Origin of the sequence: Bacillus toyonensis BCT-7112 (assembly GCF_000496285.1) — a bacterium.
Classification (GTDB): domain Bacteria; phylum Bacillota; class Bacilli; order Bacillales; family Bacillaceae_G; genus Bacillus_A; species Bacillus_A toyonensis.
Map to the genome: position 1 here is coordinate 3,373,923 of NC_022781.1, position 18,104 is coordinate 3,392,026.

Genomic DNA, 18,104 nt, shown 5'->3' on the forward strand with positions numbered 1-18,104 from the left:
GTAAATAATGAGACCGGTAGTAGTAAAAGAAAAACAATTGAACGATTCACAAATACATGCTGTAGAAGATGAAGTTAGACAAGCGAAAACGTTGGATCGTGATATCGTGACGCATGCGATGAAACAATCCTTTGCGAAATTGAATCCGAAAGTAATGATAAAGAATCCGATTATGTTCATTGTGGAAATTGGGTTTATCATTACGTTCATTTTATCTTTTCTCCCAAGCAGTTCTAGTAGTGTACCAGGATGGTTTAATATAACAGTTTCTCTCATTCTATTATTTACAGTTTTATTTGCTAACTTTGCAGAAGCGTTAGCTGAAGGCCGTGGTAAAGCGCAAGCCGATTCTTTAAAACAATCGAAGAAAGATGTGTTTGCAAATGTCGTAAAAGAAAATGGAGACATTGTTCAAGTTTCAGCAACTGATCTGAGAAAAGGTGACGTTGTTATCGTAAAACAAGGGGAAATGATTCCAAATGATGGTGAAGTAATAAAAGGGTTAGCGTCTGTCGATGAATCTGCAATAACAGGAGAATCAGCCCCTGTTATAAAGGAAGCGGGTGGCGATTTTTGTTCCGTAACAGGCGGAACGATGGTCGTAAGTGATGAGATTACAATTGTTATTACAAGTAATCCTGGAGAATCATTTATTGATAAAATGATTTCATTAGTAGAAGGGGCTGCTCGTCAAAAAACGCCGAATGAGATTGCTTTAAATACAGTATTAACGAGTTTAACGCTTATTTTCTTAATCGTTGTTGTGACGTTGCCAATTTTCACGAATTATTTAGGGTTTCAAATTGATACAGCTGTACTTGTAGCATTGTTAGTTTGTTTAATTCCAACGACAATTGGTGGGTTATTATCGGCAATTGGTATAGCTGGGATGGACCGGGTGACAAAATTTAACGTGTTAGCGATGTCAGGGAAAGCAGTAGAAGCTGCGGGCGATATTAATACAATTATTTTAGATAAAACAGGTACGATTACTTTCGGGAACCGAATGGCACATACACTGCTTCCAGTAGGAAATGAAACGATTGAGCAAGTTGGAAAGTGGGCTGCTATTAGTTCTGTTTTAGATGAAACACCAGAAGGCCGATCTGTTATAGAATATGTGCAAACGAAATCTATATCATATAATCGAGAACTTGCAGAACAAGGGGAGTTCGTTCCGTTTAAAGCAGAAACAAGAATGAGTGGTGTCGATTTACAGGACGGAACGAAAGTGAGAAAAGGTGCTGTAGGTAGCGTGATTGAATGGGTTCGATCACAAGGTGGAAAGATTCCAAAAGATGTGAATCAAAAAGCAGATTTCATTTCAAAAGAGGGTGGAACACCACTTGTAGTGGCAGTAGATGATCGTATTTACGGTTTAATTTATTTAAAGGATACGGTAAAACCTGGTATGCGTGAGCGTTTTGAACAATTACGTCAGATGGGGATTAAAACGGTTATGTGTACAGGGGATAACCCATTAACAGCAGCAACAATTGCAAAAGAAGCAGGTGTAGATGAATTCGTTGCCGAGTGTAAACCAGAAGATAAAATTGCAGTTATTAAAGCAGAGCAAGATAAAGGGAAGCTTGTAGCGATGACAGGTGATGGTACAAATGATGCGCCGGCGTTAGCGCAAGCCGACGTTGGATTAGCGATGAATAGTGGTACGACAGCAGCGAAAGAAGCGGCGAACATGATTGATCTAGACTCGAATCCAACGAAAATTATTGAGGTTGTAGGAATTGGTAAGCAATTGTTAATGACGCGCGGGGCGTTAACAACGTTTAGTATTGCGAATGATATAGCAAAATATTTTGCAATTATTCCAGCGATGTTCACACTTGCGATTCCGCAAATGGAAGCATTGAACATTATGAAATTAACGTCACCACTGTCAGCAATTTTATCAGCATTAATATTTAACGCTGTTATTATTCCATTACTTATTCCATTAGCGATGAAAGGAATCGCATATAAACCGATGAGCTCTAATGCATTGCTTAGCAGAAACTTACTCATTTACGGGCTTGGCGGGGTTATCGTTCCGTTCATTGGAATTAAGGTAATTGATATGATTGTCGGCTTGTTCATATAAGGAAGAGGGGAAAAAGATGGCGAAGAAACAAAGTATACTATCACCAATTATTCGTATTACTTTTACATTTTTAGTTTTGTGCGGCCTCGTATACCCGCTTATTGTAACTGGTATTGCACAAGCGGTAATGAAGGATAATGCGGATGGAAGTCTTATATATAATGATAAGGATGAAATAGTTGGTTCGAAGTTAATCGGTCAAAATTTCACAGATCCACGTTATTTTCATGGACGTGTCTCTAGTATAGAATATAAAGCAGAAGCATCTGGTTCAAATAACTATGCACCGTCTAATCCAGATTTAGAGAAACGAGTAGAGAAAAGTATGGAAGACTGGAAGAAACAAAATCCAACCGTTCCAGTTACAGAAGTACCGATAGACTTAGTGACGAATTCAGGTTCAGGGCTTGATCCTGACATTAGTCCAAAGGCAGTGTCTGTGCAGGTAGATCGCATCTCTAAATTAACGAATATTCCGAAAGAAAAGTTAAATCAATTGATTAAGGAACAAACAGAAGGTGCTGCCCTCGGTTTATTTGGAGAAGATCGCGTAAACGTCTTAAAGTTAAACTTAGAATTACAGAAATTAATGAAATAGTAACAGTACTACCTCAATCTAACGGATTGAGGTAGTGTTGTTTCGCAAGAAGGGTTGTGAGTGTTTTGTATGCGGATGATTATAAACCGACGTTTCAAAGGCGAACGCCAGAGGAATATTTAGAATACATTCGTCAACAAAATCGTGGAAAATTAAAGCTATACGTAGGGGCTGCCCCAGGCGTAGGGAAAAGTTATAAAATGCTTTTTGATGCACGAGAGATGAAAAAAGACGGCATTGATATTGTAATTGGTTTAATTGAAACACATGGTAGAAAAGAGACGGAAGAAGCAATTGCTGATTTAGAAAAAGTTCCTTTAAAAGAAATAGAGTATAAAGGAAAAGTATTTTATGAACTTGATGTAGAAGGAATTATAAAGCGTGGCCCGCAAGTAGTTGTAGTGGATGAACTTGCACATAGTAACATTCCTGGGTCTAAAAATAAGAAGCGTTACATGGATGTGCAAGAATTGTTAGATGCCGGTATATCTGTATTATCTGCGTTTAATATTCAACATTTAGAAAGCGTTCATGACATTGTAGCTCAAATTACGAATGTAAAAGTACGGGAACGTATTCCAGATTTTATTTTACAAAAAGCAAATGAAATTCAGCTCGTTGATGCAACGCCTGAGGTATTAAGGAAGAGATTAATAGATGGAAAGATATATAAGGAAGAAAAAATTCAGCAGAGCTTACAAAATTTCTTTACGCTTAATAATCTAGGGGCACTTAGGGAATTATCACTTCGAGAAGTTGCTGATGATATGGACGAGAAAATTAGCCAAACAGTAATAGAACCAATTGGCGTAAAAGAAAAAATTCTCGTTTGTGTACAATACAGTTCAACAGCGGAGAAATTAATAAGACGGGGATGGCGCATGGCTGATCGGTTAAATGCTGAATTGTACGTATTAAACGTTGAGAGGGAAAATATAGATTCTATTTCAGCTGGAAAAAAGCAGACGATTGAAGAGTGGAAATCGTTAACCAATCAATTTGATGCGAGTTTTGTATTAGAAGAAGCAAAAGGAAGAAAACCAGCTGATGTTATTATCGAAGTTGCCCAGAGACTACAAGTAACACAAGTTTTACTCGGACAATCTGCAAGAACAAGGTGGGAAGAAATACGAAAAGGTTCTATTGTAAATGAAATTATGAGACAAACAAAGTATATTGATATTCATATTGTTGCGGATCAAAGAGCTTAAATAGAGCCCACCTTTCGGGGGCTCTATTTTGCCTTTTGTGCGGTAGAGAAACGTAACATTTTTATTGCGTATAAAACTATAAGTAGAAATGTAACTGCTCCTATAAAGAAAATCCAAAAGTAATTTTGATTAAATAAAAGAAACCCACCTACAATAGGTCCTGTACCCATGCCAAAATAGCGAATGAAGTTGTACATACCGATAGCTGTTGCGCGTTCTTGTACGAATTCTTCCGTTAATAAAGTAGTGTGAGTTGGCATAGAAAGTCCCATGCTAAAACCGTATAAAGAGGTAACGATAATGAAGGTTGGGATATTGTTGCTATATGCTAAAGAGAATAAAGTGATACATATAATATTGAAGAAACTAGTGATGAATAAAGCTTGCTTTGTTGTGAACTGTTTTTGCAAAAATTTGTAGCAATAACTTCCTAACATAATAGAAAGGGACATTGGTACAAACATAAGACCAATTTCACTTGCGTGTAGATGATATATATTTGTTAATATGCTAGGCAAAAAAACCAGGAAACAGAAATACATACAAAATTGAATAAAGCCAATAAGTGTAATAGAAAATCCAGTTTTATTTTTTAAGATAAGCCAGTAATTCTTTTTTACTTTAGGTTGTTTAATTACATTTGGTTTTGTTTCTGGAAGTAGTGAAATGTTTATAATTAATAATATGATGCCAATTGTAGATAAAAACAGAAATACAGATAAGTGGCCGTGTATACTGCCGAGATAACCACCTATAAGAGGGCCGATCGCAGGTGCGAGAGCAAGTAACATTTGATAAAGGCTCATCGCTTCTCCGCGTTCTTTTCCTTCAAATAAATCACCGATAATCGTTGCTGCAACTACAGGTATAGCCGCTATTCCTATAGCTTGAACAGCTCTAAAAAATAGAAATAAGTAAATGTTTGGTGAGAAAGCACAACCAATTGAGCCGATTGTACTAATAATTAAACTAGGGATAAGGACAGATTTTCTTCCTTTTGTATCAATTAAAGGTCCGTATATGAGCTGCATAATCGCAAGAATGAATGTGAAAAGTGAAACGGTTAAACTTACAAGATAAAGAGAAGTATGAAACGAATTTTGAATCATCGGTAAGATCGGTGTGTAAATATTTTGAGCGAAGGAACTGAGTAAGGCACTCATACAGACAACATATAAAATGAAATTCAGTTTGGTTTTTTCCATAATGCTAACCTCCTTATTTTTAGTTTCCTAGGAAACTAAATTTATTTTAACATGATTTTCTCACTTGTAAAGATGGAGAAATGATTTTAAAATGGTATATAGTTAAATTGTTTCTTTGGAAACTTAGGAGGCGAATGGATTGGAACGTACAGCGAAACAAATGGAAATAATTTCGGATATTCGTACACTTTTTCATAAAAAAGAAGAGCATTTGAAAGAAAATAATGAGAAGTTTCTTCGTGAAACAGGTGTAAGTGGTATGTCTTTATCTGAGTTACATGTTATCGAGTGTATCGGACAAAATGGTCTCATGAATGTAACGGCTATTACGACAGAAATGGGAATGACGAAGGGCGCGATCTCTAAAATTTGTACAAAGTTATTTCAAAAGCAGTTCGTTGAGAAGATGCAAATGTTAGATAATCAAAAAGAAATTTTCTTCCGCTTAACGGAAAGAGGAAATGAAATATATAAAGCTCATGAAAAGTTGCATAAACAAGCGGAAGAAAAGTGGCTGTTACTTTTAGATGGATATACGAAAGAAGAGCAAGATTTTATTCAAAGGTTTATAAAGGATGTCTCTGATCATTTGGAAATATAATTGGAAGAAAAAATACTTTTTTCTCAAGCCTTTTGAATATAATTTCTGAAAGAACTCATATATAATAGAAAAAGATACTTAACATAGTGAATAATTAAAGAGTCAATATATATAGAGGAGAGAGTAACATGCTTGAAAATACGGGGTTAGTATTAGAAGGCGGCGGTATGCGTGGTGTATATACGGGCGGGATATTAGAATATTTTATGGAACAAGATTTATATTTTCCATATGTGATTGGTGTCTCGGCTGGTGCTTGTCATGCAGCGTCGTATCTTTCCAGACAAAGAAATAGAAATAAAACAGTCAATATTGATTATGCATCACATCCACAATATTTATCGTATAAAAATTTGTGGAAAAAACGTCAACTATTCGATATGGATTTCATTTTTCATGAAATTCCAGAAAAGCATGTGCCGTTTGATTTTGAAACATACTTCAATAGTCCAGAGCGTTTCCTTGTAGGGACAACAGATTGTGAAACAGGGCAATCTGTTTATTTTGAAAAAGAAGGAACGAATGATGATGCGCTAAATTTATTACAAGCGTCTAGTTCATTGCCTTTCATTGCACCGGTAGTAAATTACCGCGGTAAGCAATTGTTAGATGGCGGGATTTCTGATCCGATTCCAGTTCGTAAAGCGCAAGAAGACGGATTTAAAAAATCAGTCGTTATTTTAACGAGAAATCATGGTTACGCAAAGAAAAAATCAAAGTTTGGATGGGTTGCAGCGAAAGCTTATAAAAAATATCCGAACCTTGTTAACACGATGCTGAATCGTTATGAAGTGTATAATGAAACACTTCACTACATTGAAAAAGAAGAACAAGCTGGGAATTTATTTGTTATTCGCCCAGAAGTGCCGCTTCAAGTAGATCGTATGGAAAAAGATACAGCAAAATTACAAAGTTTATATGAGCAAGGCTATGAGGATGCAAAGAGACAATTTGCAGATTTACAGGCGTTTTTGCAAAAATAAATATTAGGCTGCGGAGAAGAATTTCTCTGCAGTCTTTTTTATTAGTGGTTTCAATACCGAATGTTGGTTATACAAATTTTCGGAATATGGTATAATATGGATAAAGGTATGTGGAGAGGTGATACATATGGAAAATGTATATAAAGGACTTAGACATACTGGATTTACTATGTTGCTTATTTTTGGTGGTGTATTTTTATTTCGTTTACTCATGCATGATGAAATGTTATTAGATCAGCTTATTGGTTTTAGTATAGGAATGGTAATGATTATTTCATCAGTGTTCATTCAAAAGTATAGTAAAGAATTACAGGTAAATGAGAAATATTAAAGGTTTCTAACCTCTTTTAAGTAGTTTGGTCGTAGAGGAGGTTTTCATTTCTTCTATTATTTATGTATTTAATAATGGAATGGGAGAGCTGATGATAGCAATTTTCTTAGGTGTTATAGCAATAGCGAACGGTCTTCTGCTCCTTGCGTTGAAAGTAGTTCGTGTGATTGTTGCAAAAGGAAAGTAGCGCATCGAATTCGATGCGCTACTTTTTATCCCGCTATTTGCCCGTAAAAGCCTTCACTTTATTTACGGTTCTTTTTAATAAATGAAAAGGCTAAAGCAGCAATTAAAATACTGCCTTTAATGATATCTTGTGCATAATAAGGAACGTTCATCATTGTAAGGCCGTTTAATATGATCCCGATTAATACGGAACCAAGAAATGTTCCGATGACATTTGGTTTCTTAGCACCGAACATTGCATAACCGATATAGGCAGCGGCAACTGCATCCATTAATAATGGGGCGCCAGCTGAAACTTGTCCTGTGCCAACGCGGCTACATAGAATAATTCCGCCAATAGAGGCAAGTAAACCGCTAATCATATAGGCATATACACGGTAACGATCAGTAGGAATACCAGCTAGTCTAGCAGCTTCTCGATTCCCACCTGTCATATAAAAGAAACGACCGTACGTTGTTTTTTCTAAAAATACATATGCAATCAAAACGACAATAAGCATGATAATGACAGGGACTGGAATTCCTAAGACAGAACCTTGACCGATAAATAAAAAGGATGGAATAAAATGTCCTTTGGCACCAGACATTCCTTCATAAATAGAAGATCCTTTTGAAAATGTTAAGTGTAGTCCATTCACGATATACATAATACTTAATGTAGCTAGTAAATCTGGTAGTTTAATTCGGATAACGAGTAGTGCATTTAATAATCCAACTAATAGTCCACAAAGAATAGGAACAAGGAGTGTGACTAATAGTTCTTGTCGATATAAAACGAGACAGGAAGCAGCTGCAATGGTTGCTAAACTAGCGGTAGAGCCGACTGATAAATCAAACCCATCTACAATTAATGTAAAGGTAACACCAATTGCAAGTAACGTTACGATAGAAATGGAGCGTAAAATATCACTAATATTGTTGTACGTTAAAAAAGAATCGTTGACGATAGAGAAGAAAATTGTAACACCTATAATGATAGCAATCGTACTAAATTGATAAAAAAGATGAGTAGGTAAATATAGTTTCTTAGTTTTTGTTTTATGAACGAGATTCAATGGAATAACTCCCTTCAGATAAATGTAAAAGCTGTTCAGGAGATAGTTCGTTTGGTAAGTATTCACCTACAAATTCTCCGTTTGCCAGTATAAGAATGCGATCAGCGATATGTAGTGCTTCATCTTGTTCTCCTGTGAAGTAAATTACGGAACTCCCGTTTTCAGTAATGTTACGAATGAATTGAAAAATGTCTTGTTTTGCAGCTATGTCTACACCTTTAGTTGGCTCGTCTAAAAGAAAGAGATTCGGTTTGAATCCATGCCACTTTGCAATCGAGACTTTTTGTTGATTTCCACCGCTAAGTGAATGAATAAAGGCTTTTGGGTCATTCGGTGAAATGCTGAAAGAAGAAATTGCCGCAGTAGCATTATTTAATTCGGTTTGTTTTCGTCTCCAACCTGATTGGTGTAAATTCGTGTGGCTTATAATATCTTCCGAAAGAAATACGCCTTGTTTTCTTCTTTCTTCTGGTACAAGTGCGATTTTCGCTTTAATCGCATCTCGCGGTGTTTTAATCGTTATATTTTGACCGTTTATTTCTGCGTGATAAGTATGATGAGCACCAAATAACGTTTCAGCAAGTGTTGTTTTGCCACTGCCAATTAATCCGTATATCACAACAGTTTCACCTTTCCGTACGGTGAGAGAAAGGGGAGAATGGTTTTTGTGTAATGGAAGTTCTTGTACTTTAAAGAATTCTTCGTTCCCTCGTTTTGGTGCTGCATTAATAGGAAGTGTAAGTTGTTTTCCAGTCATCGATTCTACAATTTGTTGATCTGTAACCTTTGTAATCGCATCAAAAAGTGCGACTTTACCATTATGTAATACAGTTACATCATCCGCGAAATTTCGAATCTCTGATAAACGATGAGAAATTAAGATGATGCCAATTCCTTTTGATGTTAAATCTTTTAATAGTTGCCCGAAGGTTTCAATTTCTTTCGGTCCAAGAGAAGAAGTAGGCTCATCTAATAAAAGATAATTTGTATTGTTGGATAAAGCTCTTGCGATAAGAAGTAATTGTTTTTCATGTAATGAGCAGTTTGAAACATCTTCAAAAATATTTAAATCAGCCTGTACAGTTTGCAAATGTTGTTTAGCGAGTGCGACTAATTTTGACTTTGAAAATAGTACTTTATTTTGCATTGCTAAATGATCGATAAGTACATTTTCTAATACAGATAATCCCGGAATAAGTCCGTGGTCTACTTCTTGTGTTACGAAAGAAATACCGTGCTTTTTTGCATCGCGTGGCGAAGGAAAGGAAACAGACTGATTATCAATTTTTATATCGCCAGCAACTGGTTGAATTTCACCAGTTGCTATTTTCAGTAGAGTACTTTTCCCAGCACCGTTCATTCCTAGTAGGGCATGAACTTTTCCTTTTTGAATATGGATAGAAACATCTTCTAGAACAGGTGTAGCGGCATGATAAGAATGTGTAATGTTTTGAAGAGAGAATGTCATCATTTTTTCTCCTTCTCTAATTTTTTCATCCAAGGAGAATACGCATCTTTCGAGTCTCCCCAACCGTTTATATGTTTTGATAATTGATCCATTGTTATATTTTCTTTTGGTAAACTATTTTTCTTTACTAAATAAGGTTCTAGTGAATAAATATCTGGCGTTTGTTCACCGGCAATTTTTTTGTATAAGAATCGTACTTGAACTTTCCCTACTTCAGCTGGATCCGTTGCAGCCGTAGCAGACCAAGGTGAGTTTTCTTTTTGCATAAGTTGTAAATCTTCATTACTTAAGTCAATGCTGTATACTTTTATATCTGTACGACCAGCTTGTTCAAGTGCTTTAACAGCTCCTTTAGCAAACTCATCCCACGAAGCGAAAATGGCTTGTAAATCTCCTTCTTTCGGATATTTTTTTAGTAAAGCTTCTACTTGTGTTTGTGTATCAAGTGGTGTGTTATTACTAGCAGTACCGAATCGCGCAACTTCTTTTATATTTGGATACCGTTTATAAAAAGCATCAATGATAACGTTACGACGTTCCATTGGAGCAAATCCGCCAACCCATACGACTGCGATATTTCCTTGTCCATTCAAATCTTCTGCTAACGTTTTTAATGATTTCCATGCAAGACTATAGTCATCTTGATCAATAATCGTTACACCTGGTAAGCGTAGATCGTTATCAAACGCGACTACGGGAATGTTCGCCTGTAACGCTTTTTCTACCCCAGGTTTTAATGCTTCAGATCGGCCATGATCAATTAAAATACCATCCACTTTTGAATTAATAGCAGTATCTAAATTTGCAGCCATTTTTGCTAAATCGTTATCAGAATTGTAGACTTGTACACTACCGCCAAATAGCTCGACTTGTTTTTTGACGCCCTCAATATATTGAGAGGAAAAAGTTCCGATAGACATTTGCATAATTAATGCGATTTTTAATGGCTTTTTTATTTGCTTTGGAATTTCTGTTTGTAAATGATTTTCAACTGTTGTAGTTACTTTTTTCACCGTTTGTTGCTTTTGTGAAGAGATAGCATCTTGTTCATTTGTACAAGCCGTCAATGTAAGTAATAGAAAAATAAGTACGATGGAACACAATTTTTTCATAAAAAAATCCCTCCTAAACTAAGAAGAGAGGGGAGGGAGTGAAAATAAAAAACGCCTTTTCATATAGAAAAGACGTCTTATCATATTACTCTTATCTTTCAACACAACGTGTTGTAAGAATTAGCACCGTGCCCATAAATGGGTCGGTTGCCGGGCTTCGTAGGGCTCATCCCTCCACCTGCTCTTGATAAGACATCGAATATTTAACTATTTTGAATTATTCCATGATTCTGTACAGTTGTCAAATGTTTTTTGAAAATAAAAAATCCCTCAGAAAGAGGGATTTTAATGTGGTAAGAATATCAATTGATAAGCGAACAAGATTCCGAATACATACACAAGTGGGTGAACAGAACGGAATTTACCTTTTGCCACTTTCATAAGTGGGTATGAAATAAATCCAAGTGCGATACCTGTTGCGATACTTGATGTAAGTGGCATGCTTAAGATTACTAAGAATGCTGGGAATGCTTCATCAAATGAATCCCAATCGATGTGGCGAACTGAACCCATCATAAGACTACCAACGATAATTAGTGATGGTGCAGTAATAGCTGATACACCAGATACAGCGCTCACTAATGGTCCAAAGAAAGCTGCTAATGCGAATAGAACAGCTACTGTAACTGTTGTTAAACCAGTACGGCCACCAGCTGCAACACCAGCAGAAGATTCAATGTAAGCTGTTGATGGTGTTGTTCCGAACATAGAACCGATTGTTGCTGAGAATGAGTCAGATAGAAGAGCTCGTCCTGCTTTTGGAAGCTTTCCGTCTTTCATAAATCCACCTTGTTGCGCAACGCCAAGTAGTGTACCTGTTGTATCGAATAGTGTAACAAGGAAGAATGAGAATACAACGCCGTATAATCCGTAGTTAATTACATCAGATACAGCAGTAATTGGATTTGATACGATAATTCCTTCTGGTAATCCAGGCATTGATGTAACACCGTTTGAGAACGTTAATTGTCCTGTGAAGAAAGCGATAAGACCAGTTAATAGCATGCCGATAAATAGCGCACCATTTACATTTAAAGACATAAGGACAATTGTAATTCCAAGTCCAGCTAATGCTAGTAGAACTGGAGCAGAGTGAAGATCACCAAGTCCAACTAAGTTTGCATCGTTTTTTGTAACGATACCTGTTAAACGTAAACCGATAAAGGCGATAAATAGTCCGATACCAGCAGTAATTGCGTGTTTTAAGTTTTCAGGAATGGCTTCCATTAATTTTGTACGGAAAGATGTGAATGATAACAAAATTAAAATCATACCTGCTACGAATACAGCAGAGAATGCAATTGCGAAAGTCATGCCTTCATGAGCTTTTACAACAGAGTAAGAGAAGTAAGCATTTAATCCCATACCTGGTGCAATTGCGATTGGTAAGTTTGTAAAGATCGCCATAAATAATGTTCCGACAACAGCAGCGATAATTGTTGCTGTAAATGCTTGTTCAAATGGAACACCTGCATCCCCAAGGATGACAGGGTTTACGACAATGATATATGCCATTGTTAAGAAGGTAATAATACCTGCCATAATTTCAGTTTTAATAGAAGTTTTATGTTTTGAAAGGTTAAACATATAAACATCCTTTCTGTTTACGAATAATTTTCACAACAGTTATATATAATATTCGTTTTTTAACTATTTTGCAATAGTTTTGTATAAAAAGTTTACAACAATTCATATTTTGTGTCTTAAATTCGAATATTAATCGTAAAACTATGTGTGAATTGTAGTTTTTTATTGTGCACATGATAAGGAAAAGGAGCTGAAGGAAGTTATGCCACAGCAAAAAAGCTTTTTAACAATGCCAGCCCAACATCAAAATAAACAGCCTGGTATTGAATCATTAATGAATCCACTTCCGCAGTTTGAAGATCCCAATTATAAGGGAAGTGAAAAGTTAAAGGGGAAGAATGTGTTAATTACAGGGGGAGATAGCGGGATTGGACGAGCTGTTTCCATCGCTTTTGCAAAAGAGGGTGCAAATATTGCAATTGCTTATTTAGATGAGGAGGAGGATGCGAATGAGACGAAACAACGTGTTGAAAAAGAAGGTGTAAAGTGTGTATTACTACCGGGAGATTTAAGTAATGAACAACATTGTAAAGATATTGTGGAAGAGACTGTTTCGCAGTTAGGTGGTTTAAATATTGTTGTGAATAACGTCGCACAGCAATATCCGCAGCAAGGACTAGAATATATTACAGCAGAACAGCTAGAAAAAACATTCCGTATCAATATTTTTTCTTATTTTCACGTTACGAAAGCAGCACTTTCTCACTTCAAACAAGGGGATGTCATTATAAATACGGCGTCTATCGTTGCATATGAAGGAAATGAAACTTTAATTGATTATTCTGCAACGAAAGGAGCTATCGTTGCTTTTACAAGATCTCTCTCTCAATCGTTAGTGCAAAAAGGAATTCGTGTAAATGGTGTTGCGCCAGGCCCGATTTGGACACCTCTTATTCCATCGAGCTTTGGTGAGAAGAAAGTGTCACAGTTTGGAAGCAATGTTCCGATGCAAAGACCTGGTCAGCCATATGAATTAGCACCAGCATACGTATACTTAGCATCGGACGATTCATCTTATGTTACGGGGCAAATGATACATGTAAACGGAGGCGTTATCGTAAATGGATAGTTTTCATTTATAAGAGCAAAGTAAAGCTAATTGCATTTATTATGATGTTAGTGCTAGGGAGGATTTAGATGAAAAAAGTATTGTTTATCGTAATCCTATTTTTCTGCCTACCAGCTAGCGTTTTTGCTAATACAGATCATTTAATATTAGTTAATCTTACGACGAATCAGCTGTCTTTCTTTGAAGAAGGAAACTATACGAGAACGTTTCCGATAACGACTGGAAGAGATCGTACACCTACGCCAGAAGGTAATTTTTGTATTATAACTAAATATAAAAATAAAGAATACCATCGAAAAAAGATACGTGGTGGTGCACCAAACAACCCTCTCGGTACGAGGTGGCTTGGACTAGATAAAAAGGAATATGCGATTCACGGGACAAATCGGGAATGGACGATTGGAAGTAGGGAATCAAATGGTTGTATTCGCATGCATGACAAGGATATACAATGGTTATATGACCGAGTACAATTACAAACAAAAGTAATCATTTCTCGTTTTCATATGAGTCCGGAATATGAGGCAAATACACTTGGTTATCGTGTTGTGAGTTGGAATGGTCGTAAAGTAGAAGAAGAGCAAATAGGAATACTTACGTTAGTAGATCGCGCGGATATATATTGGCAAGAACCGAATGGGCAGTTAACAAAAGTGAAAACGGTATTGCCGAATGAAAGATATACGGTGTACTCAAAACGAAAAAATGGAATATATTATATAGGAAACAATTTGTATATTGTAGATGAAACAGGAGAAAAAATTCGTTACGAGCAAATTCCTACTTCGACTTTAAGTAATATATATAAACGGAAATACAATGTTCCGTAATAGCTACCGTTTTATAGGCGGTAGCTTATTTCTACTTGGAGTTTAACTGCAACTATTGTATTTTGCTGAATATAATACAATACAGATAGGGGGCGGTTACATTATGAAAAGCGAATTTGCATTTAAAGTTTTCTTAGTAACGACCTGTTTATTCATTGTGTATTTGTATGCGTTTCTCGTCTTTTCCTTTTATGTTCCATATGTTGATTTAATATTGTTCTTCGGATTTATTTGGGCTTTTGTAAAAGCAAGGGAAGGAGAAAAGAGTATATATAGGCGCATTACCCTATGTGGGACGGTTGTCCTCGTTATTTTGTACTTTTTTATCATGCACGATTTTTGGAGGGGAATGTAAAAAAGCATACGATTCATCGTATGCTTTTTATGTTTAATATTTTGGTTTAAATGTATGGCAACAAGTTTCTACACTCGTTGCTACAGAGCTTTCTAACGTCTCGTTTGTTAAAACCGCGCTTGTATACGAATCATTTTCAGTTTGACCAGCTTCATCTGCATCAGGCTGAACGATGATAGCACTTGCTTGACAAAAGTTACCTTGTCCCCAAAATGAGCAATTGGAAACAGAGCATTTTACTTCTGGCATAAAACCCCCTCCTTATACATTAGTGTGAGGTTTTACGCCCATTTCATGTGTAGAAGGAGTTTCCTTTTCTCGTTATTTCTTCGTTTGCTCAAGCCATTCTTTTAATTTGTCTTTCGATTGTTCGCCGCTAATACGGCTCACTTCTTTACCATCTTTAAAATGAATGATTGTTGGTGTACCTTGAATTTTATATTCATCCCAAGGAGCATCTAATTTTTCAATATCCATAACTTTCATATCAACATTCAAGTCTTTAGCCATCGGTACTACGACAGGAGATAATTTTTGGCAATGAACGCAAGATGTTTGATAAAAGTATACTGTTTCTTCTTTTTTCTCTTTTAAATTCTTTTGGAGATCTGAAAGAGAGATTTTATTTGTGTAGTAGTCAGCACCATCTGTTTGACTACCAGTAGCATTATCAATTTTTTGGCTAGTTGAAGCATTTTTTTCTTCCATTTGTGTGACAGCGAAAATTGCTACAAACAAGGCAATAATAATACCGCCAAATATAAGCATTTTTTTCATTCTTTCATCTCCTTATTTGTTTTTGATTACGATAAAGCTACAAACAGCGATTGTGATAAAGCCGATAAGTGCTAAAAACGGGATGGTCACAAAGCCGAACCAGTTTATGTATTCTCCCGTACAAGGTACGCGGCCGCAAGCTGCCCCAGCAGCTGAAAATGCTGCGATTTTTTGAATTGCATAGTGATATAAAGAAATACAAGCACCAATACTTGCGATTGGTAAAGAATAACTTGCAATGCGATAGTCTTTCTTTACTACAGCGATACCAAGCCATAAAACAAATGGATACATAAAAATACGCTGATACCAACAAAGGACACAAGGCTCAAATTTCATGATTTCGGAAAAGTATAGACTTCCTAATGTAGCAATAAATGAAGCTCCCCATGCAGTAAGTAAAGCATATTCTTGCTTTTTTTCTCGTCCCATATTTTATACCTCACTTATAATAGTTACATACTAAATTATAGTATGAAGTAGTAGGGAAAAGAAAGAGAAAATATGTTTATCAATAAAAGTTTTATAAGGAGAAACATTTATTGATATCAACATTTTAAAAAGCGCCATTCTCATAAAGAGAATAGCGCTATATTTTACATTTGAATTTGCTCTACTTCTTCTACATGTGACTTTTGAGATGCGTGGTCAATATATTGAAATAGGAGCTGCAATTGTTTATCAACTTCTGGTAGCTCTTTACTGTATTGATAAGCATGTAAAAAATGCTCAATACGCTTAGAAAATAATTGATCGTTCGTCTGAACCATGAGAACGAGTAATTTATCCCAATTACAGCAATACGTGTAATAGAGAGCTTTATCATAGTCGTTATATGTTTGCACTGTGTACCCTCCTTACCGAGAGTTATATATAGTGTGTGATAAGTAAGGAGAAATACACTTGAAAGAATTTGTTAAGAAAAAAAGTGAATGAAAAAAAACGAGGTATTTCCTCGTTTTTTAAGCTTTTGGCATTGGCGTAGGTGTTGGTTTGCCATAGCCTTCTTTGTATTTATTGTCAATATAGTTACGAATTTCAAGCGTTGATTTTCCTTTTTGTTTCATCGTAGCTGATTCAACTGCGATTTCTAGGCAATTGACGCAAGTCGTTGCATGGGAATCCCAAACAACTTCACCATTCTTCTTAATTTCACGAATAAAGCAATTTTTATTGTTTTTATGTCCTACACTTTCACCGCAACCGCAGTAACATGGAATCCAATCTAATAGCTCTGCATTTTGTCCAGCGACAGTGTAAATGTCTTTCATTTGTGGATCAAGCTTGTCTAGGAAGGCAGGAAGTGTGTCGACTCCCTTTGTTTTTTCTTGAATGTCAGCTTGCTGCGTGTGCGATGCATGGTCATGCTCTTCTTTTGATTCAGATGATTTTTTTTCATTTGTACTAGTAGCTCCACATCCAGCAAGAATTAAACTCAGTACTGCAAGTAAAGAAAATACATATTTCTTCATACGCTTGTCCCCTTTACACATGTATTAATCAAATTGTATCAAATATCATGGTGTGTCGGGTGAAGATTCTTTCGACTTATTTTTGAAGCGCCACCGCAATGAATGGAATAGAAATAAGACTGGGATATAAGCGTATACAATATATAAACCAGCTTGAGACAGTACTGTATTCAATGTATTGATACTTTCGCGGTTTGTGAAATACAAGGATGAAATAAATATAGTTGCGATAAAAAATGGCAGTGTAATGTTAAATGGTATGCGAAAAGATTTCTTAGTAATGCAACAAGAAGACCAAATCGTTAAACAAAGGTTAGGTAAAATAATTAGATACCATAAGAAAATAATAATGTACTCAAACCTTTGGATAAAAGGAACCTTAATTATTTTTAGCATCGTTAATGTTGGCCAAATTGTATGATGTAGTTGCCCTTGGCTATAGTACATAAGGGACACAATCGCTAATATTACGTATAGAATGGTTGTAAAAGCAATACCGCTATGTGCCCATTTATTTAACGATTTTCCTTTTTTAATAAATGGATAAAAGATAAGGATTGCTTCAAATCCAAGAAATTCTAATGCAGATGCTTTCGCTGAAGTTAAAATGTCTAAAGGTGAATGAGCGAGAATTGGGAAAATGTTACGGACATGTGCGTATTTCATTGGGAAAACTAAGAAAAGTAGTACGAAAATCGGTATTATGACACCCCAAAAACATATTCCTGTTACAGAACGAAAGCCGCCTCTAATTATGTAATAAGTTACAAGTAAAAATAGTAAAGTTAATTTCCACGGTTTAATTGTAGGAAAGACCCAAACTTGAATGACTTCAATATATGTACGAAGAACAGTAAGACAAAATAATAGAAGGTATGCGGCAAAACATACGGAAAAAAATGTTCCAATCCACTTTCCAAAACATGTCGTATGAATATTCATTAAATCATTATCTTTTTCTAACATTTTAAGCATACAAAATAAAACGATATGAGTTGCAATACCAGCGATAATAAGAGAAATCCAAGCATCATAACCGGCATATTGCGCAATAATTCTTTGGTACCCTAACACACCTACTCCAATTTGAAGGGAGTGTAATAGAAGGAATGTGAAATAAGGGGAAACAGTATGTGTTTTATCTTGTTCAGCCATTATAGCACCTC

The 18,104-nt window shown here is 35.8% G+C and carries 20 protein-coding genes and 1 riboswitch; of the genes, 9 read left to right on the forward strand and 11 right to left on the reverse strand.

From position 1 onward, the window contains the following. Positions 1–7: 7 nt before the first annotated feature. Genes kdpB through kdpDN form a run of 3 tightly spaced genes read left to right on the forward strand, consistent with a single transcriptional unit; the run spans position 8 to position 3,907 of the window. On the forward strand, positions 8–2,098 hold the full coding sequence (kdpB, locus tag BTOYO_RS17270) for a potassium-transporting ATPase subunit KdpB (RefSeq protein WP_001247984.1): 2,091 nt from the start codon (positions 8–10) through the stop codon (positions 2,096–2,098). 16 nt (positions 2,099–2,114) lie between these two features. Continuing rightward, complete coding sequence (gene kdpC, locus BTOYO_RS17275) at positions 2,115–2,696, forward strand: K(+)-transporting ATPase subunit C (protein WP_001085548.1); 582 nt, start codon at positions 2,115–2,117, stop codon at positions 2,694–2,696. 56 nt (positions 2,697–2,752) lie between these two features. After that, positions 2,753–3,907, forward strand: coding sequence for a KdpD-like non-kinase potassium sensor (kdpDN, locus tag BTOYO_RS17280; protein WP_002038036.1), 1,155 nt, complete (start codon positions 2,753–2,755; stop codon positions 3,905–3,907). A 23-nt stretch (positions 3,908–3,930) separates the two neighbouring features. Here the strand turns inward: kdpDN and BTOYO_RS17285 are convergent, their stop codons facing one another. Then, complete coding sequence (locus BTOYO_RS17285) at positions 3,931–5,112, reverse strand: MFS transporter (protein WP_000415972.1); 1,182 nt, start codon at positions 5,110–5,112, stop codon at positions 3,931–3,933. A gap of 139 nt (positions 5,113–5,251) precedes the next feature. Between BTOYO_RS17285 and BTOYO_RS17290 the strand changes: the two genes are divergently transcribed. The 3 genes from BTOYO_RS17290 (at position 5,252) to BTOYO_RS17300 (ending at position 7,027) form a co-directional block, all read left to right on the forward strand. Next, positions 5,252–5,713: a MarR family transcriptional regulator gene (locus BTOYO_RS17290; RefSeq protein WP_000442447.1), complete on the forward strand. Its 462-nt coding sequence runs from the start codon at positions 5,252–5,254 to the stop codon at positions 5,711–5,713. A gap of 128 nt (positions 5,714–5,841) precedes the next feature. Next, on the forward strand, positions 5,842–6,696 hold the full coding sequence (locus BTOYO_RS17295) for a patatin-like phospholipase family protein (RefSeq protein ID WP_000892699.1): 855 nt from the start codon (positions 5,842–5,844) through the stop codon (positions 6,694–6,696). 127 nt (positions 6,697–6,823) lie between these two features. After that, the gene (locus tag BTOYO_RS17300; RefSeq protein ID WP_000432816.1) at positions 6,824–7,027 is read left to right on the forward strand and encodes a hypothetical protein; all 204 of its coding nucleotides are present in this window, start codon (positions 6,824–6,826) and stop codon (positions 7,025–7,027) included. 245 nt (positions 7,028–7,272) lie between these two features. Here BTOYO_RS17300 and BTOYO_RS17305 read toward each other — a convergent pair whose 3' ends face one another. From BTOYO_RS17305 to BTOYO_RS17320, 4 genes are all read right to left on the reverse strand, one after another. Continuing rightward, the gene (locus BTOYO_RS17305) at positions 7,273–8,268 is read right to left on the reverse strand and encodes an ABC transporter permease (RefSeq protein WP_001054979.1); all 996 of its coding nucleotides are present in this window, start codon (positions 8,266–8,268) and stop codon (positions 7,273–7,275) included. Continuing rightward, on the reverse strand, positions 8,252–9,739 hold the full coding sequence (locus BTOYO_RS17310) for a sugar ABC transporter ATP-binding protein (RefSeq protein WP_002093833.1): 1,488 nt from the start codon (positions 9,737–9,739) through the stop codon (positions 8,252–8,254). The genes BTOYO_RS17305 and BTOYO_RS17310 overlap by 17 nt, the downstream gene beginning before the upstream one ends. Next, complete coding sequence (locus tag BTOYO_RS17315; RefSeq protein ID WP_000732072.1) at positions 9,736–10,848, reverse strand: sugar ABC transporter substrate-binding protein; 1,113 nt, start codon at positions 10,846–10,848, stop codon at positions 9,736–9,738. Before BTOYO_RS17315 ends, BTOYO_RS17310 begins: the two co-directional genes overlap by 4 nt. An 88-nt stretch (positions 10,849–10,936) precedes the next feature. Further along, positions 10,937–11,042: riboswitch (SAM riboswitch) on the reverse strand. Positions 11,043–11,133: 91 nt separating this feature from the next. Further along, positions 11,134–12,435 (reverse strand): NCS2 family permease, encoded by a 1,302-nt coding sequence (locus BTOYO_RS17320; RefSeq protein WP_000482720.1) that lies wholly within the window; start codon positions 12,433–12,435, stop codon positions 11,134–11,136. 202 nt (positions 12,436–12,637) lie between these two features. On the opposite strand from BTOYO_RS17320, the gene BTOYO_RS17325 reads away from it, so the two are divergent. The 3 genes from BTOYO_RS17325 to BTOYO_RS17335 all read left to right on the forward strand — a co-directional run bounded on the left by BTOYO_RS17325 (position 12,638) and on the right by BTOYO_RS17335 (position 14,689). Then, complete coding sequence (locus BTOYO_RS17325) at positions 12,638–13,504, forward strand: SDR family oxidoreductase (RefSeq protein WP_001136297.1); 867 nt, start codon at positions 12,638–12,640, stop codon at positions 13,502–13,504. A 68-nt stretch (positions 13,505–13,572) separates the two neighbouring features. Next, positions 13,573–14,334, forward strand: coding sequence for a L,D-transpeptidase (locus tag BTOYO_RS17330; protein WP_000756371.1), 762 nt, complete (start codon positions 13,573–13,575; stop codon positions 14,332–14,334). 103 nt (positions 14,335–14,437) lie between these two features. Then, positions 14,438–14,689, forward strand: coding sequence for a hypothetical protein (locus BTOYO_RS17335; protein ID WP_000834196.1), 252 nt, complete (start codon positions 14,438–14,440; stop codon positions 14,687–14,689). Positions 14,690–14,722: 33 nt separating this feature from the next. On the opposite strand, the gene BTOYO_RS17340 is transcribed toward BTOYO_RS17335, so the two are convergent. The 6 genes from BTOYO_RS17340 to BTOYO_RS17365 form a co-directional block, all read right to left on the reverse strand. Beyond that, complete coding sequence (locus BTOYO_RS17340; RefSeq protein WP_001115393.1) at positions 14,723–14,938, reverse strand: DUF1540 domain-containing protein; 216 nt, start codon at positions 14,936–14,938, stop codon at positions 14,723–14,725. A gap of 72 nt (positions 14,939–15,010) precedes the next feature. Next, the gene (locus BTOYO_RS17345) at positions 15,011–15,466 is read right to left on the reverse strand and encodes a thioredoxin family protein (protein WP_000738448.1); all 456 of its coding nucleotides are present in this window, start codon (positions 15,464–15,466) and stop codon (positions 15,011–15,013) included. 12 nt (positions 15,467–15,478) lie between these two features. Further along, a complete protein-coding gene (locus tag BTOYO_RS17350; protein ID WP_000532269.1) occupies positions 15,479–15,898 on the reverse strand; it encodes a disulfide formation protein C in 420 nt (139 codons plus the stop codon). Positions 15,899–16,062: 164 nt separating this feature from the next. Then, complete coding sequence (locus tag BTOYO_RS17355; protein ID WP_001195459.1) at positions 16,063–16,311, reverse strand: YhdB family protein; 249 nt, start codon at positions 16,309–16,311, stop codon at positions 16,063–16,065. A gap of 117 nt (positions 16,312–16,428) precedes the next feature. Beyond that, positions 16,429–16,938 carry a PCYCGC domain-containing protein gene (locus tag BTOYO_RS17360; RefSeq protein WP_000761016.1) on the reverse strand — a complete coding sequence of 170 codons (510 nt, stop codon included), beginning with the start codon at positions 16,936–16,938 and terminating at the stop codon, positions 16,429–16,431. 45 nt (positions 16,939–16,983) lie between these two features. After that, positions 16,984–18,093: a GerAB/ArcD/ProY family transporter gene (locus tag BTOYO_RS17365; RefSeq protein WP_000840374.1), complete on the reverse strand. Its 1,110-nt coding sequence runs from the start codon at positions 18,091–18,093 to the stop codon at positions 16,984–16,986. Positions 18,094–18,104 lie beyond the last annotated feature (11 nt).